Annotated in this window: 23 protein-coding genes; 14 read left to right on the forward strand and 9 right to left on the reverse strand. The window is 58.0% G+C overall.

All coding sequences use genetic code 11. The features are described 5' to 3' along the window. Positions 1-43 precede the first annotated feature (43 nt). From ABLU67_RS20250 to ABLU67_RS20305, 12 genes are all read left to right on the forward strand, one after another. Positions 44-334, forward strand: coding sequence for a YbjC family protein (locus tag ABLU67_RS20250; protein WP_009653259.1), 291 nt, complete (start codon positions 44-46; stop codon positions 332-334). Continuing rightward, complete coding sequence (gene nfsA, locus ABLU67_RS20255; RefSeq protein ID WP_025108025.1) at positions 318-1,040, forward strand: nitroreductase NfsA; 723 nt, start codon at positions 318-320, stop codon at positions 1,038-1,040. Before ABLU67_RS20250 ends, nfsA begins: the two co-directional genes overlap by 17 nt. A gap of 103 nt (positions 1,041-1,143) precedes the next feature. Beyond that, positions 1,144-2,046 carry a 30S ribosomal protein S6--L-glutamate ligase gene (rimK, locus tag ABLU67_RS20260; protein ID WP_009653278.1) on the forward strand — a complete coding sequence of 301 codons (903 nt, stop codon included), beginning with the start codon at positions 1,144-1,146 and terminating at the stop codon, positions 2,044-2,046. An 89-nt stretch (positions 2,047-2,135) separates the two neighbouring features. Next, complete coding sequence (locus ABLU67_RS20265) at positions 2,136-2,615, forward strand: YbjN domain-containing protein (protein ID WP_004849367.1); 480 nt, start codon at positions 2,136-2,138, stop codon at positions 2,613-2,615. Positions 2,616-2,963: 348 nt separating this feature from the next. Continuing rightward, positions 2,964-4,076, forward strand: coding sequence for a spermidine/putrescine ABC transporter substrate-binding protein PotF (gene potF, locus ABLU67_RS20270; RefSeq protein ID WP_004849369.1), 1,113 nt, complete (start codon positions 2,964-2,966; stop codon positions 4,074-4,076). A 102-nt stretch (positions 4,077-4,178) separates the two neighbouring features. Beyond that, the gene (potG, locus tag ABLU67_RS20275; protein ID WP_004134592.1) at positions 4,179-5,312 is read left to right on the forward strand and encodes a putrescine ABC transporter ATP-binding subunit PotG; all 1,134 of its coding nucleotides are present in this window, start codon (positions 4,179-4,181) and stop codon (positions 5,310-5,312) included. Positions 5,313-5,322: 10 nt separating this feature from the next. Then, on the forward strand, positions 5,323-6,276 hold the full coding sequence (potH, locus tag ABLU67_RS20280) for a putrescine ABC transporter permease PotH (protein WP_014228601.1): 954 nt from the start codon (positions 5,323-5,325) through the stop codon (positions 6,274-6,276). Further along, positions 6,273-7,118, forward strand: coding sequence for a putrescine ABC transporter permease PotI (gene potI / locus ABLU67_RS20285; protein ID WP_004130847.1), 846 nt, complete (start codon positions 6,273-6,275; stop codon positions 7,116-7,118). The genes potH and potI overlap by 4 nt, the downstream gene beginning before the upstream one ends. Before the next feature lie 57 nt (positions 7,119-7,175). Next, positions 7,176-7,664, forward strand: a complete 489-nt coding sequence (locus ABLU67_RS20290) for a YbjO family protein (protein ID WP_004100588.1) — start codon at positions 7,176-7,178, stop codon at positions 7,662-7,664. Between the two features lie 42 nt (positions 7,665-7,706). Further along, positions 7,707-8,837, forward strand: a complete 1,131-nt coding sequence (gene rlmC, locus ABLU67_RS20295) for a 23S rRNA (uracil(747)-C(5))-methyltransferase RlmC (RefSeq protein WP_116280373.1) — start codon at positions 7,707-7,709, stop codon at positions 8,835-8,837. Between the two features lie 78 nt (positions 8,838-8,915). Continuing rightward, positions 8,916-9,632: a response regulator transcription factor gene (locus ABLU67_RS20300; protein WP_004849381.1), complete on the forward strand. Its 717-nt coding sequence runs from the start codon at positions 8,916-8,918 to the stop codon at positions 9,630-9,632. Continuing rightward, entirely contained in the window at positions 9,629-11,101 is a 1,473-nt protein-coding gene (locus ABLU67_RS20305; RefSeq protein ID WP_025108021.1) for an ATP-binding protein, read from the forward strand. The genes ABLU67_RS20300 and ABLU67_RS20305 overlap by 4 nt, the downstream gene beginning before the upstream one ends. Positions 11,102-11,693: 592 nt before the next feature. Here ABLU67_RS20305 and artJ read toward each other — a convergent pair. From artJ to ABLU67_RS20335, 6 genes are all read right to left on the reverse strand, one after another. Continuing rightward, positions 11,694-12,425, reverse strand: coding sequence for an arginine ABC transporter substrate-binding protein ArtJ (gene artJ / locus ABLU67_RS20310; RefSeq protein ID WP_014228605.1), 732 nt, complete (start codon positions 12,423-12,425; stop codon positions 11,694-11,696). A gap of 173 nt (positions 12,426-12,598) precedes the next feature. Beyond that, on the reverse strand, positions 12,599-13,267 hold the full coding sequence (artM, locus tag ABLU67_RS20315; RefSeq protein ID WP_014228606.1) for an arginine ABC transporter permease ArtM: 669 nt from the start codon (positions 13,265-13,267) through the stop codon (positions 12,599-12,601). Then, positions 13,267-13,983, reverse strand: a complete 717-nt coding sequence (gene artQ, locus ABLU67_RS20320) for an arginine ABC transporter permease ArtQ (RefSeq protein WP_004100599.1) — start codon at positions 13,981-13,983, stop codon at positions 13,267-13,269. Before artQ ends, artM begins: the two co-directional genes overlap by 1 nt. Positions 13,984-13,989: 6 nt before the next feature. After that, positions 13,990-14,721: an arginine ABC transporter substrate-binding protein ArtI gene (gene artI, locus ABLU67_RS20325; protein WP_004130868.1), complete on the reverse strand. Its 732-nt coding sequence runs from the start codon at positions 14,719-14,721 to the stop codon at positions 13,990-13,992. Positions 14,722-14,740: 19 nt separating this feature from the next. Next, a complete protein-coding gene (artP, locus tag ABLU67_RS20330) occupies positions 14,741-15,469 on the reverse strand; it encodes an arginine ABC transporter ATP-binding protein ArtP (RefSeq protein WP_004111834.1) in 729 nt (242 codons plus the stop codon). Between the two features lie 227 nt (positions 15,470-15,696). Next, positions 15,697-16,212, reverse strand: a complete 516-nt coding sequence (locus ABLU67_RS20335; RefSeq protein ID WP_004849391.1) for a lipoprotein — start codon at positions 16,210-16,212, stop codon at positions 15,697-15,699. A 117-nt stretch (positions 16,213-16,329) separates the two neighbouring features. Between ABLU67_RS20335 and ABLU67_RS20340 the strand changes: the two genes are divergently transcribed. Both ABLU67_RS20340 and ABLU67_RS20345 read left to right on the forward strand, forming a co-directional pair. After that, positions 16,330-16,653 carry a heavy metal-binding domain-containing protein gene (locus ABLU67_RS20340; RefSeq protein WP_004100606.1) on the forward strand — a complete coding sequence of 108 codons (324 nt, stop codon included), beginning with the start codon at positions 16,330-16,332 and terminating at the stop codon, positions 16,651-16,653. After that, positions 16,650-17,480 carry an N-acetylmuramoyl-L-alanine amidase gene (locus ABLU67_RS20345; RefSeq protein WP_014837943.1) on the forward strand — a complete coding sequence of 277 codons (831 nt, stop codon included), beginning with the start codon at positions 16,650-16,652 and terminating at the stop codon, positions 17,478-17,480. The genes ABLU67_RS20340 and ABLU67_RS20345 overlap by 4 nt, the downstream gene beginning before the upstream one ends. Here the strand turns inward: ABLU67_RS20345 and ABLU67_RS20350 are convergent. The 3 genes from ABLU67_RS20350 to ltaE form a co-directional block, all read right to left on the reverse strand. Continuing rightward, positions 17,477-18,490 carry an NAD(P)-dependent oxidoreductase gene (locus tag ABLU67_RS20350; RefSeq protein ID WP_009653274.1) on the reverse strand — a complete coding sequence of 338 codons (1,014 nt, stop codon included), beginning with the start codon at positions 18,488-18,490 and terminating at the stop codon, positions 17,477-17,479. The genes ABLU67_RS20345 and ABLU67_RS20350 overlap by 4 nt on opposite strands. A gap of 96 nt (positions 18,491-18,586) precedes the next feature. Then, complete coding sequence (locus tag ABLU67_RS20355) at positions 18,587-20,020, reverse strand: DUF2867 domain-containing protein (RefSeq protein ID WP_046877696.1); 1,434 nt, start codon at positions 20,018-20,020, stop codon at positions 18,587-18,589. A gap of 10 nt (positions 20,021-20,030) precedes the next feature. Further along, positions 20,031-21,032: a low-specificity L-threonine aldolase gene (gene ltaE, locus ABLU67_RS20360; protein ID WP_032694256.1), complete on the reverse strand. Its 1,002-nt coding sequence runs from the start codon at positions 21,030-21,032 to the stop codon at positions 20,031-20,033. Positions 21,033-21,156: the final 124 nt, after the last annotated feature.

Raw genomic sequence — 21,156 nt, forward strand, 5'->3', positions numbered from 1 at the left:
GTTTTTGCCCGGGAGCGTGCATGATTTTGACCGAAGGAGCGTTATGCGATCGCCCGCTGCATTACCAAAAAGCATTCTGGTAGTCGAGATTATCGGCATGGTGCTGTTGACCCTGGCCTGGCTCTCGCTCAACCAGTACGTCAGCCTGCCCGCGCCGTTTTCCAGCCCAACGGCGGCGCTGCTGATGATCTTCGCGGGGATCCTGCTGATGCTTCCGGCCGCCGTGGCGTTAATGTGGCGAGTGGCGAAAGTGATTGCCCCGCAGTTGACGCAAACGAAAACCCCACCTTCTTCATTGCCTGACAGAGAAAAACGAGATGACGCCGACCATTGAGCTGCTGCGTAGCCACCGTTCTATTCGCCATTTTACCGACGCGCCGATAAGCGACGAACAGCGCGCCGCGATTATTGCCAGCGCGCAGGGAGCTTCCAGCTCCAGTTTTTTACAATGCTCCTCAATTATTCGCGTTACCGACCCGGAAATACGCCAACAGCTGGTCCCGCTGAGCGGCGGCCAGCAGCACGTAGCGCAGGCCGCTGAATTTTGGGTATTCTGCGCTGATTTCAATCGCAATCTGCAAATCTGCCCGGACGCTCAGCTGGGCCTCGCCGAACAGCTGCTGCTGGGCTGCGTCGATACCGCGATTCTGGCGCAGAATGCGCTGGTGGCGGCGGAATCCCTTGGCCTCGGCGGCGTCTATATTGGCGGCCTGCGCAACAATATCGATGCGGTGACCGAGCTGCTGAAGCTCCCGCAGCACGTACTGCCGCTGTTTGGCCTGTGCCTTGGCTGGCCGGACGATAACCCGGAGGTGAAACCGCGCATGCCGTCGGCGATGCTGGTGCATGAAAATCACTATCAGCCGGTGGACGACGCGGTGCTTGCGGAATATGACGAGCAGATAGCGCAGTATTATCTCTCTCGCGGCAGCAATACGCGTCGCGATACCTGGAGCGACCATATCCGTCGGACTATTGTTAAAGAGAGCCGTCCGTTTATTCTGCAATATCTGCATAAGCAGGGATGGGCTACGCGCTGATTGCGTGTAAACTGCCCTCGGTCTGACGCAAGGAAATTCCGTAGGTCAGCGCTAATTGACTACCAGAGGCCCGCCAGAGCGGGTCTTTTCGCAGAGGTGCAGGGTGAAAATTGCCATATTATCCCGGGATGGAACGCTTTATTCATGTCGACGCCTGCGCGAAGCCGCGCAAAAACGCGGACACCAGGTGGAAATCCTCGATCCGCTTTCCTGTTATATGAACGTCAGCCCGGTGGCCTCGTCGATTCACTATAAAGGTCGCCAACTCCCGCATTTTGACGCCGTGATCCCGCGCATTGGCACGGCGATCACCTACTATGGTACCGCGGCGCTGCGTCAGTTTGAGCTGCTGGGCAGCTATCCGCTGAATGAATCGGTGGCGATCACCCGCGCCCGCGACAAGCTGCGCTCGCTCCAGCTGCTGGCCCGTCAGGGGATCGATCTGCCGCTCACCGGTATTGCCCATTCGCCAGACGATACCAGCGACCTGATTGCCATGGTTGGCGGCGCGCCGCTGGTGGTAAAGCTGGTGGAGGGTACCCAGGGCATCGGCGTCGTGCTGGCCGAAACGCGCCAGGCGGCAGAGAGCGTCATCGACGCTTTTCGCGGCCTGAATGCGCATATTCTGGTGCAGGAGTATATCGCCGAGGCGAAGGGGCGGGACGTGCGCTGCCTCGTGGTGGGTAATGAAGTGGTGGCGGCGATTGAACGGCGGGCGAAGGAGGGGGATTTTCGCTCTAACCTGCATCGCGGCGGCGTGGCGTCGGTGGCGTATATCAGCGAGCAGGAGCGTGAAATGGCCATCAAGGCCGCGCAAACGCTCGGGCTGGACGTGGCCGGCGTTGATATCCTGCGCGCCGCGCGCGGTCCTCTGGTGATGGAGGTCAATGCTTCTCCTGGGCTGGAAGGGATTGAAACCACCACCGGCGTCGATATTGCCGGCAAAATGATCGCCTGGATCGAACGACAAGCCACGCCCGGATTTTGTCTGAAAATGGGCGGATAATTCCCTTTCACGACACCGTCATGGAACAGGACGCTTTTTTTGCGTAAGCTATGGCGTCGCATTTTTCACAGTAAGAGGTCACAGGTCATATGGATTCACTGGTCGTTCCGGGTCTTGATACGTTACGTCAATGGCTCGACGAATTGGGCATCAGCTTTTTTGAGTGTGATTCCTGCCAGGCACTGCACCTGCCGCATATGCAAAATTTCGAAGGCATTTTTGATGCCAAACTTGACCTGGTGGATAACGTGGTGCTTTTCTCCGCGCTGGCAGAGGTGAAACCCTCCGCGCTGCTGCCGCTCTCCGCCGATCTTTCTGCGATTAACGCCAGTTCGTTGACGGTGAAAGCTTTCCTCGATATTCAGGATGATAATCTGCCAAAGCTGGTGGTGTGCCAGGCCTTGACCGTCGGCGTCGGCGTGACGATCGATCAGTTCGCGTGGTTTTTCCGCCAGAGCGAAGAACAGATATCGATGGTCATCCTCGAAGCCAGCGCCAATCAGGTGCTGTATAAGTCTGAGGAAGAAGAGCCGGTGGCTGAGAATATTCAGTACCATTTTCTTCACTAAGCCTGTCGAAAAATAGCGCAGCCACTGCCATAGCGGCTGCGTATTACATGCTTTTATTCTGCTATTAACCTTCCGGAAAAGAATTTTTCACCGCCATTCCGCCGCTTTCGGCTTATCACATAGACCCTTATTGCATAAAAAATTGATAAAAGCCGTTTTTTTACCTGGGCTATAGCCTCTTATTCTGGCTACAGTTATTCTGACGCTGCTTCCAGTTGCGGGCAACCATTCCGGGAGAGGTCCTCTCTCCTTTTCTTAGGCAATGAAAAAATATGCATGATTATTGCATGCGAACAAGTGCGTATATTCAGCCCGCTTGTTAACGGGCATTGAGAAGGAATAAGAGATATGACCGCCTTTGGTAAAAAATGGTTAACAGGTCTGGTTACGGGTGCGCTGATGGCCGTTTCTGCCGGTTCGCTCGCAGCCGAACAAAAAACCCTGCATGTTTATAACTGGTCTGATTATATTGCGCCGGATACGGTGGCGAATTTTGAAAAAGAGACCGGTATTAAAGTGGTGTATGACGTCTTTGACTCCAACGAAGTGCTGGAGGGTAAGCTCATGGCGGGCAGCACCGGTTTTGACCTGGTGGTGCCGTCGGCGAGCTTCCTTGAGCGCCAGCTGGCGGCCGGGGTATTCCAGCCGCTGGATAAAAGTAAGCTTCCCAACTGGAAAAATCTCGACCCGGAAGTATTGAAGCTGGTCGCGAAGCACGACCCCGACAATAAATACGCGATCCCGTACCTGTGGGCGACAACCGGCATAGGCTATAACATCGATAAAGTGAAAGCCGTGCTGGGCAAAGATGCGCCGCTGGACAGCTGGGATCTGGTGATGAAGCCGGAAAACCTGGAAAAGCTGAAAAGCTGCGGCGTCTCCTTCCTGGATGCCCCGGAAGAGATTTTCGCCACCGTGCTGAACTATCTCGGCAAAGATCCTAACAGTACTAAAGCCGATGACTACACCGGCCCGGCGACCGATCTGCTGCTGAAGCTGCGTCCGAATATTCGCTATTTCCACTCCTCTCAGTACATCAACGACCTGGCGAACGGTGATATCTGCGTCGCTATCGGCTGGGCGGGCGACGTCTGGCAGGCGGCTAACCGGGCGAAAGAAGCGAAAAACGGGGTGAATGTTTCCTACTATATTCCGAAAGAGGGCGCGCTGGCGTTCTTCGACGTCTTCGCCATGCCGGCGGATGCGAAAAACAAAGATGAGGCTTATCAGTTTCTGAACTATCTGATGCGTCCGGATGTTATCGCCCACATCAGCGATCATGTCTATTACGCTAACGGCAACAAAGCCTCTGTTCCGCTGGTCAGCGAAGCGATCCGCAATAATCCGGCCATTTACCCGCCGGCTGACGTCTTCGCCAAGCTGTTCACCTTGAAAGTCCAGGATCCGAAAATCGACCGCGTGCGTACTCGCGCGTGGACGAAGGTGAAAAGCGGTAAGTAATTCTCCGTGAGTTGTAGGCCGGATAAGCGTCGCGCTGCCGGCAACAGGCGCACCGCGATGGTGCGCCTGCACCATGATTTGATTTCTGCCGGAGAACACCCCGTGAATGATGTGATTCCTCGCCCGCAGGCGAAAACCCCCAAAGCGCTGACCCCGCTGCTGGAAATCCGTAATTTAACCAAGTCCTTCGATGGCCAGCACGCCGTCGATGACGTCAATCTCACCATTTATAAAGGCGAAATTTTTGCCCTGCTGGGCGCATCCGGCTGCGGCAAGTCAACCCTGCTGCGCATGCTGGCGGGATTTGAACAGCCTACCGCCGGACAGATTGTCCTGGATGGCGTCGATCTGGCGCGGGTGCCGCCGTATCAGCGGCCGATTAATATGATGTTCCAGTCCTACGCGCTGTTTCCCCATATGACGGTGGAGCAGAATATCGCCTTTGGCCTCAAGCAGGACAAATTGCCCAAGGCCGAAATCACCAGCCGGGTGCAGGAGATGCTGGCGCTGGTGCATATGCAGGAGTTCGCAAAGCGTAAACCGCATCAGCTCTCCGGCGGCCAGCGTCAGCGCGTGGCCCTGGCCCGCAGCCTGGCGAAAAGACCGAAACTGCTGCTGCTTGATGAGCCAATGGGGGCGCTGGATAAGAAGCTGCGCGACAGGATGCAGCTGGAAGTGGTCGATATCCTTGAGCGCGTCGGCGTTACCTGCGTGATGGTGACCCACGATCAGGAAGAGGCGATGACCATGGCGGGGCGTATCGCCATTATGAACCGCGGCAAGTTCGTGCAAATCGGCGAGCCGGAGGAAATCTACGAGCACCCGACCACCCGCTACAGCGCGGAGTTTATCGGCTCGGTCAACGTCTTTGAAGGGTTGGTGAAAGAGCGGCAGGAAGATGGCCTGGTGCTGGACTCTCCGGGCCTGACCCATCCGCTGAAGGTCGATCCCGATGCCTCTGTCGTCGATAACGTGCCGGTGTGGGTGGCCCTGCGCCCGGAAAAAATCATGCTCTGCGAAGACCCGCCCGCGGATGGCTATAACTTCGCGGTGGGCGAGGTTATCTATATTGCCTATCTCGGCGACCTGTCTATCTACCATGTGCGCCTGAAAAGCGGGCAGATGCTGAGTGCTCAGCTGCAAAACGAACACCGTTACCGTAAAGGGGCGCCCACCTGGGGTGATGAGGTGCGTTTGTGCTGGGATGCCGATAGCTGCGTCGTGTTGACGGTGTAAGGAGAGGGCGATGAGTACATTAGAACCCCCGTCAGGCGTAAAAAAACCTGGCGGTTTTGCGCTGTGGCTGGCGCGGCTGCAGATGGCCCACGGGCGCAAGCTGGTCATTGCGCTGCCCTACGTGTGGCTGATCCTGCTGTTTCTGCTGCCGTTCCTGATCGTCTTTAAAATCAGCCTGGCGGAGATGGCGCGGGCGATCCCACCCTATACCGACCTGCTGGAGTGGGCCGACGGTCAGCTTACGTTAACGCTGAATCTCGGGAATTTCCTGCAGCTCACCGACGATCCGCTCTATTTTGAAGCGTATCTGCAATCGCTTCAGGTGGCGGCGATCTCGACGTTCTGCTGCCTGCTGTTGGGGTATCCGCTGGCGTGGGCGGTGGCGCACAGTAAGCCATCGACGCGAAATATCCTGCTGCTGCTGGTGATCCTACCCTCATGGACCTCCTTCCTGATCCGCGTCTATGCCTGGATGGGGCTGCTGAAAAGCAACGGCGTGCTGAACAACTTCCTGCTGTGGCTGGGGGTCATCGACCAGCCGCTGGAGATCCTGCACACCAACCTGGCGGTCTATATCGGTATTGTTTACGCCTATCTACCGTTTATGGTGCTGCCGATCTATACCGCCCTCACGCGTATCGATTACTCGCTGGTGGAGGCGTCGCTGGATCTGGGGGCCCGGCCGCTGAAGACCTTCTTCCAGGTGATCGTTCCGCTCACCAAAGGCGGGATTATTGCCGGGTCGATGCTGGTGTTTATTCCGGCAGTCGGGGAGTTCGTTATCCCGGAACTGCTGGGCGGGCCAGACAGCATTATGATTGGCCGCGTACTGTGGCAGGAGTTTTTCAATAACCGCGACTGGCCGGTGGCGTCGGCGGTGGCGATCGTGATGCTGTTGCTGCTGATCGTACCGATCATGTGGTTCCACAAGCATCAGCAAAAACAGGTGGGGGAACACGGATGAATAATTTACCGGTAGTCCGTTCGCCGTGGCGAATTTTGATTCTGCTGCTCGGCTTTACCTTTCTGTATGCCCCGATGCTGATGCTGGTGATTTACTCGTTCAACAGCTCAAAGCTGGTGACGGTATGGGCGGGGTGGTCGACGCGCTGGTATCGCGAGCTGTTTCATGACGATGCGATGATGAGCGCGGTAGGCTTAAGTCTGACCATTGCCGCCTGCGCCGCGACGGCGGCGGTGATCCTCGGTACCATTGCCGCAGTGGTGATGGTGCGTTTTGGCCGCTTCCGCGGTTCAAACGGCTTTGCTTTTATGATCACCGCGCCGCTGGTGATGCCCGATGTGATTACCGGCCTGTCGCTGCTGCTGCTGTTTGTCGCGCTGGGGCATTCAATTGGCTGGCCGTCGGATCGCGGCATGCTGACCATCTGGCTGGCGCACGTCACCTTCTGTACCGCGTACGTCGCGGTGGTCATTTCATCGCGCCTGCGTGAGCTGGACCACTCTATTGAAGAGGCGGCGATGGATCTGGGCGCCGCGCCGCTGAAGGTCTTTTTCGTCATTACGCTGCCGATGATTATGCCGGCGGTGGTCTCCGGTTGGCTGCTGGCCTTTACGTTGTCGCTCGACGACCTGGTTATTGCCAGCTTTGTTTCCGGGCCGGGGGCGACGACGCTGCCGATGCTGGTCTTCTCCAGCGTGCGCATGGGGGTCAACCCGGAGATTAACGCCCTGGCGACGTTAATCCTCGGCGTGGTCGGGATTGTTGGTTTTATCGCCTGGTATTTGATGGCCCGCGCGGAAAAGCAGCGGGTGCGCGATATCCAGCGTGCAAGAAGCGGCTGAACCACCTAAAATCTGCAATAGAGTTAACATCGGCGCCGCATTTGTGGCGCCGTTTTCATGGAAGACTTTACGTTGGGATTGTTTACTAAAACGCGTTCGTCTCATGCTCGTCTTAACGTTCCTGCGCTGGTGCAGGTGGCGGCCTTCGCCATTATTTTAATCCGCGGCCTGGATTTGCTGATGATCCTCAACCAGCTTGGCGTTCAGGGAATCGCGGATTTTGTCCATCGCAGCGTGCAGACGTGGGCGCTCACCCTGGTGTTTCTCTCAAGTCTGGTACTGGTATTTATTGAAATCTGGTGCGCGTTTTCGCTGGTAAAAGGGCGCAACTGGGCGCGTTGGCTGTTCCTGTTGACGCAGATTATCGTGATTGGCTACCTGTGGGCCGCTTCATTGGGCTACGGTTATCCCGAGCTGTTTAGTATTGCCGGGGAATCGAAGCGCGAAATCTTTCGCTCCCTGGTGCTGCAAAAACTACCGGATCTGCTGGTGCTGGCGATGCTGTTTGTGCCGGCCCCGTGCCGACGCTTTTTCCGTTTACAGTAACGGTGATACAATCCCCGCCCCTGTTTTTTTGAAGGTCTTGTTATGCATTGCGCACTTTATGACGCGGGCCGCTGCCGCTCCTGCCAGTGGCTGGAACTGCCGGTATCCCAACAGCTCGCCGATAAAATGGCCGATCTGCGCGCGCTTCTCGCCGATGCGCCCGTCGCTGAATGGTGCGCACCGGTTTGCGGGCCGGAAAGCGGGTTTCGCAACAAAGCGAAAATGGTGGTCAGCGGTAGCGTGGAGCGCCCATTGCTCGGGATGCTGCACCGTGATGGCGCCCCGGAAGACCTGACCGACTGTCCGCTTTATCCGCAAAGCTTCGCGCCCGTCTTCGCTGCGCTCAAGCCGTTTATCGCCCGCGCCGGGCTCACGCCCTATAACGTTGCCCGCAGGCGCGGAGAGCTGAAGTACATTCTGCTGACCGAAAGCCGGCTCGACGGCGGTATGATGCTGCGCTTTGTCCTGCGTTCGGAGACCAAGCTTGCCCAGCTGCGCGCCGCGCTGCCGGAGCTTCAGGCGCTGCTGCCGCAGCTGCAGGTGATTACCGCCAATATTCAGCCGGTGCATATGGCCATCATGGAAGGAGAGCGGGAAATTTTCCTCACCGACCAGCAGGCGCTGGCGGAAAATTTCAACGGCGTGCCGCTGTGGATCCGCCCACAAAGCTTCTTTCAGACCAACCCGGCGGTGGCCAGCCGCCTGTATGCCACCGCTCGCGACTGGGTGCGCCAGCTGCCGGTCAACCATATGTGGGATCTCTTCTGCGGGGTGGGCGGCTTTGGTCTGCACAGCGCAACGCCTGAGATGCGCCTGACCGGGATTGAAATTGCCCCGGAGGCGATCGCCTGCGCGAAGCAGTCGGCGGCGCAGCTCGGGCTGCATAATCTGCATTTTCAGGCGCTCGATTCCACGCAGTTTGCGACCGGCGAAGGCGACATTCCCGATCTGGTGCTGGTGAATCCGCCGCGTCGCGGTATCGGCGACGGCCTGTGCGACTATTTAAACCGTATGGCGCCAGGCTTTATTATCTACTCCAGCTGCAACGCCCGGACGATGGCGAAAGATATCGCTCGCCTGGCCGGTTATCGCATTGAGCGCGTCCAGCTGTTCGATATGTTCCCCCATACCGCCCACTATGAGGTGCTGACCCTGCTGGTTCGCGAAGTATAAACAAAATGTGAACTCTTCAGGCGGTGAAGATCGGGTAAGCTTGGCTAATCAGAACGTAAGAATAGCGGAGTGCTGCCGGTGGCAAAAAAAATCCTGTTGGTTGAAGATGATGAAGATATCGCCGCGCTGCTGCGCCTGAATCTGCTGGATGAGGGCTATCAGATTGTCCACGTGGCGGACGGAGCCCAGGCCCTGCGCCTGCTGGAAAAAGAGCTTTGGGATGCGGTGATCCTCGACCTGATGCTGCCGGGCGTAGACGGTCTGGAAATTTGTCGGCGCATTCGTCAGCAAACCCGCTATCTGCCGGTGATTATTATCAGCGCTCGCGCCAGCGAAACCCAGCGGGTACAGGGGCTGGAGATGGGAGCGGATGATTATCTGGCCAAACCGTTTTCGATTCTCGAACTGACCGCCCGGGTCAAAGCGGTGTTCCGTCGTCAGGAGGCGATGGGGCAGAATCTGCTGATGGATGCCGGTCGTATCGCCAGCCATGGTTTAAGCATTGACCCCTTGTCGCGCGACGTTAAGCTGCGCGGCGAGACGGTGGATCTGACGCCGCGCGAGTTCGACCTGCTTTACTACTTTGCCCGCCATCCGGGGGAGGTTTTTTCCCGCCTTGAGCTGCTTGATCGGGTGTGGGGCTATCAGCACGACGGCTATGAGCATACGGTCAATACCCATATCAACCGCCTGCGCACCAAAATTGAGCGCGACCCGGCGGAGCCGGACATCATTCTGACCGTCTGGGGAAAAGGCTATAAATTTGCCGTGGAGCGCAAAGAGGCGCAGCCATGATCCGCCGTCTCAGCCTCAGCCAGCGCCTGGCGCTGGTGTTTACCTCACTGCTGCTGCTCTGTGCCGTAGCCGTTTGTCTGATCCAGCTGTACAGCAGCGCGCAGTACGGCAATGTCATGGTCCAGCGTCTCTCCGCCGGGCTGGCGCAGCAGATCGCCGCCCGCGAGCCGCTGTTGGACGCTCAGGGGCAGGTTGATCGCCGGATGCTGAAGCCGCTTTTTGATCGGCTGATGACCTTCAATCCCAGCGTGGAGCTGTATCTGCTTTCGCCCGACGGCGAGCTGCTGGCCGACGCCGCGCCGCCGGGGCATATTAAGCGCCAGCGCATCGATCTGGCGCCGGTGCAAACGTTTCTTTCCGGCGGCGCCTGGCCGGTGTACGGCGACGATCCGCGCAGCCTTGATAAGCAAAAGGTGTTTAGCGTGGCGCCGCTGCGCCAGGACGGCCAGCTGCGCGGCTATCTCTACATTATCCTGCAGGGTGAAACCTTTAATGAACTGGCGGCGAGCGCCTGGCAGAAAACCTTGTGGAGCCTGCTGCTGTGGACTCTGCTGCTGGTGGCCGGTCTCGGCGGGCTGGCTGGCTGGCTTGCCTGGTTCTGGGTAACGCGCCCGGTGCGTCAGCTCACCGCGCTGGTGGCAACCGACAGCCAGGACAGTATTCATGCGATCAAGGCGCTGGCGGCGCAAACTCCGGAGGCGAACCCGGGGAATGAAGTGGCCGTGCTGCATAATCGCTTTATTGAACTGGCCCGCCAGATTGCCGGGCAGTGGGACCGTCTGGCCGACAGCGATCGCCAGCGGCGAGAATTTGTCGCCAATATCTCCCACGATTTACGCACGCCGCTCACCTCTTTGCTGGGATATCTGGAAACGTTAAGCCTGAAGGCCGATCGCTTGACGATGGAGGAGAACAAGCAGTATCTGAATATCGCCCTGCGCCAGGGGAACAAGGTCCGCCATCTTTCTCAGCAGCTGTTTGAGCTGGCTCGCCTGGAGCACGGCGGGATTAAGCCGCAGCCGGAAACCTTCGTGCTGGCTGAGCTGGTGCAGGATGTCGCGCAAAAATTCGACCTGGCAATCGCGACGCGCAATATCGGTTTACAGCTGGATCTGGCCACCGGGCTACCGCCGATAACGGCGGATCTCTCGATGATTGAACGGGTGCTGACTAATCTGCTCGATAACGCCATTCGCCATACGCCGGAAGGTGGGCTTATCCGCCTGACGGCGCGTCGCTCAGGGCCGGAGTTTATCGTCGAGGTGGCCGATAGCGGACCGGGCGTTGCCGGTGAGCTGCGGGCAACCTTGTTCGAACGGCCTTCGGTGCTTGAACCTGGCGCGCAAAGCGCATCACGAGGGGGGCTGGGTTTGATGATTGTGCGACGGATGCTGCAGCTGCACGGCGGCGATATTCGCCTGCTTGAAGCGCCCGCAGGGGCCTGTTTCCAATTTACCCTGCCGGTGTAAGGTGGCGGATTGGCCGATCGCGATACCGGTCTATCGCCGTCTGCGGGCCGATAGCCCGGGTAAGGCGTTTACGCCGCAACCCGGGGAGTGCGCCGGGGTTGAGGCTTTAGTGCGGCTTCGTCCCGGGCCGCGCTGAGCTTGCCCGGGCTACGGGGCCACGGCTGTCTGCGGGCCGGTAGCCCGGGTAAGGCGTTTACGCCGCAGCCCGGGAAATGCGCCGGGATTGAGGCTTTGGTGCGGCTTCTTCCCGGGCCGCGCTGCGCTTGCCCGGGCTACGGGGCCACGGTTGTCTGCGGGCCGGTAGCCCGGGTAAGGCGTTTACGCCGCAATCCGGGGAGTACGCCGGGATTGAGGCTTTAGTGCGGCTTCGTCCCGGGCCGCGCTGCGCTTGCCCGGGCTACGGGGCCACGGTTGTCTGCGGGCCGGTAGCCCGGGTAAGGCGTTTACGCCGCAATCCGGGGAGTACGCCGGGATTGAGGCTTTAGTGCGGCTTCGTCCCGGGCCGCGCTGCGCTTACCCGGGCTACGGGGCCACGGCTGTCTGCGGGCCGGTAGCCCGGACAGGCGCGTCAAGCGCCGCCTCCGGGAAATGCTTACTCCGGGAACCACTGTTTGCTGATTTTCTCGTAGGTGCCGTCGGCTTTAATCGCCTTCAGCGCGGCGTTCAGTTTTTCCAGCAGCGCTTTGTTATCCGGGCGTACCGCAATGCCGAGGCCGGTACCGAAGTACTGCGCGTCGGTGACTTTCGGCGTTGCCGCGCCCAGCTGCGGGTTGGTTTTTAGCCACTCGTTGACCACGGCGGTATCGCCAAACACCCCATCAATACGGCCATTTTTCAGGTCGATAAACGCATTCTGGTAGCTATCGTAAGCCACGGTTTTCACTTCCGGATGTTTATCCTGCAGGTATTTCTGGTGCGTGGTGCCGTTTTCCATCCCGATACGCTTACCTTTCAGATCGGCGAAAGAGTGGAAGGCATCTTTCTTCGAGATAACCAGCGCGGAGTTAGCGTAGTACGGGTCGGTAAATGCCACCTGCTTGCTGCGCTCCGGGGTAATGTCCATGCCGGAGATGACCGCATCATATTTCTTGAATTTGAGCGCCGGGATCAGGCTGTCGAAGGCATGGTTGGTAAACGTACACTCAGCCTGCATCTGCTTACACAGCGCGTTTGCCAGATCGATGTCGAAACCGGCGATCTGGTTATTGGCGTCCATCGATTCAAACGGTGGGTAAGTTGCAGAAACGCCAAAGCTGATTTTTTCTGCGGCAGCGGCGCCAAAGGCGAAAGTGCTAAGCAGTGCGGCCAGAACTAACTTTTTCATTGTGGAACTCCCGTCGGTCAATCTTATGATGTTGTGCCGTGTCTGCGGCTGGGAGTAACAATGCCACTAAATGAATTTATATTCAATAATCATGGATATTTATTTTAATCAGAATAAAAAAAGACGGATAATTCAGTGAGCTTATCCGTCTTGATTTGGCTTTTTATGCGTTTTTAATTGCGTCGCTCAAAGGCCAGCGCTTTATGTTCCACCAGGCGCATCAGCAGCGTCAGCAGGCCATTGACCACCAGATAGACAATGCCGGCGGCGCCGAACACCATCACATCATAGGTACGCCCATAGAGCAGCTGGCTGTGACCCATCACTTCCATCAGGGTAATGGTGTAGGCCAGAGACGTACTCTTGAACACCAGCACCACTTCGTTGGAGTAGGAGGAGAGGGCGCGTTTAAAGGCGTACGGCAGCAGGATCGCCAGCGTATCTTTCTTACTCATTCCCAGCGCGCCGCAGGATTGCCACTGGCCATCCGGGATGGCGCGAATGGCGCCATAAAACAGCTGCGTGGTATAAGCGGCGCTGTTGAGAGAAAGGGCGATCAGCGCGCAGAGCCAGGGCTCGGAAATCAGATGCCAGAGTACCGGATACTCCTGCAGCGACGGGAACTGTCCCGGGCCGTAGTAAATCAGGAAGATCTGCACCAGCAGCGGCGTGCCGGTAAACAGCGTGATATAGCCGCGCACGATCCACACCAGCCCCGGCGTTTTTAGCGTCAGAATGATGGTGAAGATCAGCGACAGAATCAGCGCTACGACGATAGAGGCTGCGGTCAGCGTCAGGCTGGTATGCAGCCCTTTTAGCAGTTCGGGTAAGTAATCAAGCATCAGCCTGGTCTCCGTTCGAAGCGCGTCGCACGCTGGTCAATACGTTTCAGAATGTACTGACTCAACAGGGTGATGACCAGATAGATTGCCGCCGCGATGATATACCAGTTAAACGGCTCCTGGGTTCGGGTGGCGATGCTTTTAGTTTGCAGCATCAGATCGTTGACGCTGATCAGGCTCACCAGCGCGGTATCCTTCAGCAGCACCAGCCACTGGTTGCCGAGTCCCGGCAGCGCGTGGCGCCACATTTGCGGCATCACTAAGCGAAAGAAAATAGCGGCTTTCGATAATCCCAGCGCCTGACCGGATTCCCATTGCCCCTGCGGAACGGCTTTAAGCGCCCCGCGCAGGGTCTGCGATGCGTAAGCGGCATACAGCAGAGAAAGCGCGATAGCCCCGCAGAGGAACGGACTGACGTCGAAGTTTTCAATCTGCATCTGTACCGGAATCTGCACAATGCCGAGATTGATCGTAAAACCGTCAGAAAGGGTCAGCAGCAGCTGTGAGGAACCAAAATAGATAAACAGAACCACCAGAATTTCCGGTAGTCCGCGCAAAAGGGTGACAATGCCGGTTGCGAGCCAGGCGACCGGACGCAGCTTTACCGACTCGAGGACGGCAAAGAGCATCGCCAGCACCAGGCCGATGATCAGGGCGCAAACGGCAAGGCCGACGGTCATCCCGGCGGCGCTTGCTAATGGAAAAAATTCGTTCATTCAGCGTTACTTCTGGAACCATTTGTTATAGATAGACTGGTAAGTCCCATCGCTTTTCACTTTTTCCAGCGCAGCGTTAAATTTCTGCTGCAGTTCGGTATTGCCCTGGCGCAGCGCAATGCCGAGACCGGTGCCGAAGTAGTCTTTATCGGTCACCTTGTCGCCCACCGCGGCCAGCTTCGGATTGCTCTTCAGCCATTCGGTCACCACGGCGGTATCGCCGAATACGGCATCAATACGGCCGTTCTGCAGGTCCAGCTTCGCATTCTGGTAGCTGTCGTAAGGAACGGTCGTGATTTCCGGGTGTTTGTCGGTGATGAATTTCTGGTGAGTGGTGCCGTTCTGCACGCCGACTTTCTTGCCTTTCAGGGCGTCAATGCTGGTGAATTTACCCTGCTGGCCGACGAACAGCGCGGAGTTTTCATAGTACGGGGTGGTGAACAGCACCTGTTTTTCACGCTCAGGAGTGATGTCCATCCCGGCCATGACCGCGTCGAAACGGCGGAACTTCAGGCTGGGGATCAGGCTGTCGAAAGCCTGGTTGGTAAAGGTGCAAGTGGCATCAATCTCTTTACACAGCGCGTTCGCCAGATCGACATCAAAGCCGACAATTTTGTTATTGGCATCGATCGATTCAAACGGAGGGTAGGAGGCCTCGGTGGCGAAACGAATGGTCTGGGCTGCGGTAGCGGAGAGGCTCATGCCCGCAAGAAGAGCGGCAATCAGTACTTTTTTCATCGTCATTTCCCCGAAAACATCAATGTGAAAGATAGTTTTTAAACGCGTCGGTCTGCGGATGCGCGAAGCAGCCGGCATCACCTTGTTCAACGATATGGCCATTTTCCATATAGACCACGCGGCTGGCTGTTTTGCGCGCCACTTCCACTTCGTGGGTGACGATAACCTGCGTAATACCGGTTTCAGCCAGTTCGCGGATAATACTGACGATCTGGGCGGTGATTTCTGGATCGAGCGCCGCCGTGGGTTCATCGAACAGCAGAACCTGCGGTTCCATCATCAGGGCGCGGGCAATAGCGACGCGCTGCTGCTGGCCGCCGGAAAGATGCAGCGGGTAGCGATCGCTATAGGGTTTCAGGCGCAGACGTTCGAGCAGCTTTTCAGCGCGGGCGAGAGCCTGATCTTTGCTCAAACCGAGGACGCGGCAGGGAGCTTCAATCAGATTTTGCTGCACGGTCAGATGCGGCCACAGATTGTACTGTTGGAACACCATACCCACGTTCTGGCGCAGCTCGCGAATGGCTTTGTCAGAAGGCGCTTTGGTAAAGTCGAAATGATTTCCGGCGATATGCAGTGTACCGGAACGCGGCATCTCCAGCAGATTGAGGACGCGCAGCAGCGAGCTTTTACCGGCACCGCTTGGGCCGAGCAGCACCAGCGTTTCCCCCTGCGGGCAATCCAGCGTGATGTCGAACAGCGCCTGGTGTGCGCCGTAGAAGCAATTAATGCCGTTTAATTTTATGCTCATCTGGGCAGTCTGATACATATAGCAATTGAGGCCGCAAATAGTACCTTTGGCAGAATAGTTATGCAATATTTATGCGTTAAAAGTTAAATGTAAACCATGTTTACATTTAAAGTTAGCACAAAATATGGCTTCGTGAAGGTGGGATAAGTCAATGTCGGCATTACCAGCGGAAATGCCGACATTTTACCGGGGTTATTTCATTCGGCCCGAGCGGCCCAACGCCTGGATTAGCGTTTTTCCAGACTCTGACGCAGGGTGCCCGCCGGCGCATGGGCGTTGTTGCCGAGGTAGCGCACGTCATCCACGGCCCAGCACTGGCCTTCCTGAATCATCAGCACTTCGTCTTTCCAGCTTTGGGTGCCCTGTTTCAGCTCCACGCGCAGGGGAATATTGCGCGCGTCGCGATTAGGGATGGTGGAGGCGCTGGCGACATCGGCGCTGTCGGCTGGCGTTGTGCTACTGGAGAAAAGATTTGACTGCAGCAGGGCGTTGTTAGACGGGTCCTGACGCGCGTCGTTCAGCAGTTTTGCCAGACCGTCGCTCAGGTATGGGCGCAGCGCGGTTAAATCGCTGTTGCGGTGCTGTACCTGGTAGTCATAAAACTTCTGCGCTACGTCATCCGGGCCGCCTTCGATGCAGGGGCCGCTGCGGGTGCCGTTATCTTTGTACGCAGGCGTGACGGTAGTACAGGCGCTGAGCGCCAGCGCGCAGGGGAGGACTAATGCAAGAACTTTGTAGCGCATGATGATTTCCTTATGAGCTCACTACGTTAGAATATCTTTTCAAGCATAGTGTATCAGATAGGGATTGTGCTTGACCCTTAGAGCTAACGCATTGAACGCTAAAGAAGGAGTTTCATCATGCAATTTTCCACCACTCCGACCCTCGAAGGTCAGCCCATCATTGAATACTGCGGCGTCGTCACGGGGGAAGCGATTCTCGGCGCCAACGTATTCCGCGATTTTTTCGCCAGCATCCGCGATATCGTCGGCGGTCGTTCCGGCGCCTATGAAAAGGAGCTGCGTAAGGCCCGTGAAATTGCGTTTGAAGAGCTGAGCGAGCAGGCGAAGGCGCTGGGCGCCAATGCGGTGGTCGGGATTGATATTGACTACGAAACCGTCGGTAAAGATAGCAGCATGCTGATGGTCAGCGTTAGCGGCACCGCGGTGAAGACCCGCCGATGAGAGCTTGCCGGGCAGGCGTACTGCTGGCGCTGCTGCTGGCGGGCTGCGCCAGCGAAAAAGGTATTATCGATCGCGATGGCTATCAGCTGGATACGCGCCATCCGGCGCAGGCGGCTTATCCGCGCATCAAAGTGCTGGTGATTCACTACACTGCCGATGATTTCGACGTTTCGCTGGCGACGCTGACGGATAACCAGGTGAGCTCTCACTACCTGATCCCGGAGAAACCGCCGCTGCACGGAGGCAAACCGCGGATCTGGCAGCTGGTGCCGGAAGAGGAACTGGCCTGGCATGCGGGTGTCAGCTTCTGGCGCGGCAGCACGCGCATTAACGACACTTCGATTGGCATCGAGCTGGAGAACCGCGGCTGGCAAAAAACGGCGGGGGTGAAAAGCTTTACGCCGTTTAATCCGGCGCAGATTGACGCCCTGATCCCGCTGGCGAAAGATATTATCGCCCGCTACCACATCGCGCCGCAGAACGTGGTCGCCCATGCGGATATCGCGCCGCAGCGCAAAGACGATCCGGGGCCGCTGTTCCCGTGGCGCAGGCTGGCCGAGCAGGGGATTGGCGCATGGCCTGATGCCCGGCGCGTGGCATTTTATCTGCAGGGCCGTCCGTCATACGAGCCGGTAGACGCCGCAGCGCTGCTGGACGTCCTGGCGCGCTACGGCTATCAGGTGACGCCGGAAATGACGCCAGCGCAGCAGAAGCGGGTCATTATGGCTTTCCAGATGCACTTCCGTCCCGCGCGCTGGGACGGGGTTGCCGATGCGCAAACCCTGGCGATAGCCGAAGCGCTGCTGGAAAAGTACGGGCGTGGTTAATAGTGCAGCTTGCCGTGGTCCTTCAACCACGCGGCGGTGCGGAGAATCCCTTCATCCATCGTGATGACCGGCTGATAGCCTAGCTCCTGCTGGGCGCGGGAGATATCAAGAGTAAAATCAAAGTTCAGCTTAGAGACGCCGTAGTGGGTAAATGCGGGCTCTTTCGCTGACTTATTGCCAAAGCGCTCCATGCTGCGGGCGATGATATCCAGCATGGGATAGGGAACCGAACGGATGCGGCACTTAATCCCCAGCTCGTCTATGAGTTTCTGCACAATGCTGTGCAGGGTTTGCGGTTCGCCGTTAGTAATGTTGTACGCGCGGGCCGAGGGCAGAAGGTCACTCTGCGGCTGGCTGGCGAGCCACATCGCGTGTACCGCGTTTTCATAGTAGGTCATATCCACCAGCGCGCTGCCGCCGCGCGGCAACAGGACGCTGCCGTAGTGCTGCATCATCTGCGCCAGGCGCGGGATAAACACTTTATCATGCGGGCCAAACAGGCTTTGCGGACGCAGGATTGTAAAACGGGTATTTGGGTTGGCCTGCGCCAGCAGATTGATCACATCTTCGCTTGCCGCCTTGCTGCGGGCGAATTCGTTGGCGAAACGCTGCGGGCGGAAATCCTCCGCAACATCGCGATGATGGTGATAATCAAAATAGAGCGACGGCGAAGAGATATGCACGAAGTTGCGCACGCCCCAGGCGACCGCCCACTCGCCGAGACGCCGGGTCGCGCGCACGTTAGCTAAATCGAAGGCCTGCTGGGTGCCCCACGGCGAGGTAAAGCTGGAACAGTGCCACAGGGTATCGATACCGGCGAGCATCACTTTGGCCTGCGAAGAGACCAGCTCGGTTAAGTCCGCAGGGACGAACTCTGCGCCCATTTTGCTCAGAAGCTTGCCCATCGCTTCGTTGCGCCCGGTCGCTCTGACGCTAATGCCCCTGTTACGCAGATATTCCACCGCGTTGCGGCCCAATCCGCTGGTCGCACCGGTAACCAGTACCTTCATATCGATCCACTGTTTAACAAAAGAATTTCGTGCGCATTTTTCCGTGATTCTGACTACGATGCAATGAGAATCATGAAAGAATTCTGCACCTATACTCTATTTGATGGTGATTTGCTCCGCCAGGTGGGCGATGCGTCGCGCCATACCGCGAAAAATAAACAGATGCGCCGGGATCATCAGCAGCCAGTAGAAAAGCCCCGGCATACCGTGCGGGTGCCACCAGGCGCGCACGTCCAGTTCGCGATGATCGCCTTTATCGCGCAGGGTAAAGCTCAGGCGGCCAAGGCCGGGCGCTTTCATGCCGAATAACAGCGTCAACTGCTTTTCCGGCTCGACGATAATCACCTTCCAGCTGTCCACCGCATCGCCGGTCTGCAGATATTCATTTTCCGGGCGACCTTTTGCCAGCCGGTGACCGACCAGCAGATCCATCACCCCGCGTGTTTTCCACAGAGCGTTGCCGAAGAAATAGCCCTCTTTGCCGCCAATTTGGTTGACTACCTTCCACAGCGCAGCAAGGCTGGCGGAAGTGTTAACGGTACAGCCTGCCTGTTTCGGATAGTAGCCGTACTCGGGCCGCCAGCGGGCGAAGGCCTGCGCATCGTAGCCCCAGTCGCTGGAGTTCACCAGCTGCTCCTCTTCTTTAAGCGTAAGGCGCACCGCTTCATCAAACGCGATAAGCGGTTGAGGAATTAAGGCCCGCAGGGCCCGATCGTCGGCAATCAGATCGTGCTTTAGCCCCTGGATCAGCGCTTTGGCCGTGGTTGGCGGCACTGAGGTAATGACGTTGAGAAACCACACCGAAATCCAGCGGGTCGGGAAAGGGATGGGGATCAGCGGGCGGCGTTTGCCGCTGACCGCCATAAAGCGGATGAACTGCTGCTGATAGCTCAAAATTTCCGGTCCGGCGGCTTCAAACACCCGATGCTCGCGGGCTGGATGGTTTAGCAGCTGCAGCAGATAGTAGAGTAAATTTTCCAGCGCAATCGGCGTGGTGCGCGAGCGCACCCAGCGCGGCGGCGTCAGCACCGGCAGGTTGTAGACCATATCGCGCATCACTTCGAAGGCGGCGGAACCGGCGCCGACGATAATGCCGGCGCGAACTTCCGCTACCGGAACGCCTGATTCGCGCAGCAGATCGCCGGTGATCTGGCGGGCGCGCAGATGATCGGATTGCTCCTGCTTCTCCACCTGTAAGGAACTGAGAAAGATGACTTCGTTCACCGGCGACTTGCGCAGCGCGTCGCGAACGTTGAGGGCGACCCGCCGTTCGTGGCGGATAAAGTCCCCGCCTTCGCCCATCCCGTGCACCAGATAGTAAACGGTATCAGCCTGCGCCAGCAGGGCGGGTAGCGCGTCCGGCTGGTTTAAATCGAGCGAATAGCACTCGACGCCGGGGAGCTGCTGTTTTTTAAGCCTGTCGATGTGGCGTGCCGCCGCCAGCACGGTGAAGCCCTGCTCGCTGAGCCTTTTCACCAGATGCTGGCCGATATAACCGCTGGCGCCAAGCACCAGAATTCGCTGCGACACGCCGGACTCCTTAACGGTTTAAAAATGCCTGCCAGTGGCTAACCACCTCGGTGAGCTGCTGGCGGTTAACGTCAATATGCGTCACCAGGCGCACGATGGGCGAAGCGTTGATCAGCACCCCTCGTTCGCGCAGATACTCGCCCAGCGCGGCGGCGCGCGCTTCACCGACGCGAACAAACAGCATATTGGTATCATGACGCGTCACCTCGGCGCCGGCGGCGCGCAGCTGCTCCGCCATCCACGCGGCGTTGTCGTGATCCTCTTTTAAGCGCGCGACGTTGTTCTGCAGGGCATACAGGCCCGCGGCCGCCAGAATCCCGGCCTGACGCATCCCGCCGCCGACCATTTTCCGCCAGCGGATAGCGCGGTGAATGTACTCTTCGCTCCCCACCAGCAGTGAGCCTACCGGCGCGCCGAGTCCTTTAGACAGGCAGATGGTGAAGGAGTCGCAGTAGCGGGCGATCTCGCGCAGCGCGCAGCCGTATTCCACGACGGCGTTAAAAATACGCGCCCCGTCAACGTGCAGCCCCAGGCCGCGCTGGCGCGTAAACTCCCAGGCATCTTTGAGATATTCACGCGGCAGCACTTTGCCGTTATGGGTGTTTTCCAGCGACAGCAGCCGGGTAGGGGCGAAATGGATATCGTCCGGTTTGATTTTGGCCGCGACTTTATCCAGCGGCAGGGAACCGTCCGCTGCGGCATCGATTGGCTGCGGCTGGATGCTGCCAAGCACCGCCGCGCCGCCGGCTTCGTAGAGATAGTTATGCGCGCCCTGGCCGACGATATACTCTTCGCCGCGCTGGCAGTGGCTGAGCAGGGCGACCAGGTTGGCCTGGGTGCCGCTAGGCAGGAAGATAGCGGCCTCTTTGCCCGCCAGGTCGGCGGCAAAGCGCTGGAGTTCGTTAACGGTCGGGTCATCGCCATACACGTCATCCCCGACCGGAGCGGCCATCATGGCTTCCAGCATGGCGCGGCCCGGACGGGTAACGGTATCGCTGCGTAAATCTATCATGTCATATCCTTATACACTTCATCCTTCGCGCTGCCCCGGCGTTGGCTGCTCCCTCAAACCCCGGTCACAGAGTTATCTCTGCGCCCGGGGATTTTCGGCCTTGCCGCCTTGAGGCAACACGAAT

Origin of the sequence: Klebsiella sp. GN_Kp190, from assembly GCF_040061795.1 — a bacterium.
Taxonomy (GTDB): Bacteria; Pseudomonadota; Gammaproteobacteria; order Enterobacterales; family Enterobacteriaceae; genus Klebsiella; species Klebsiella michiganensis.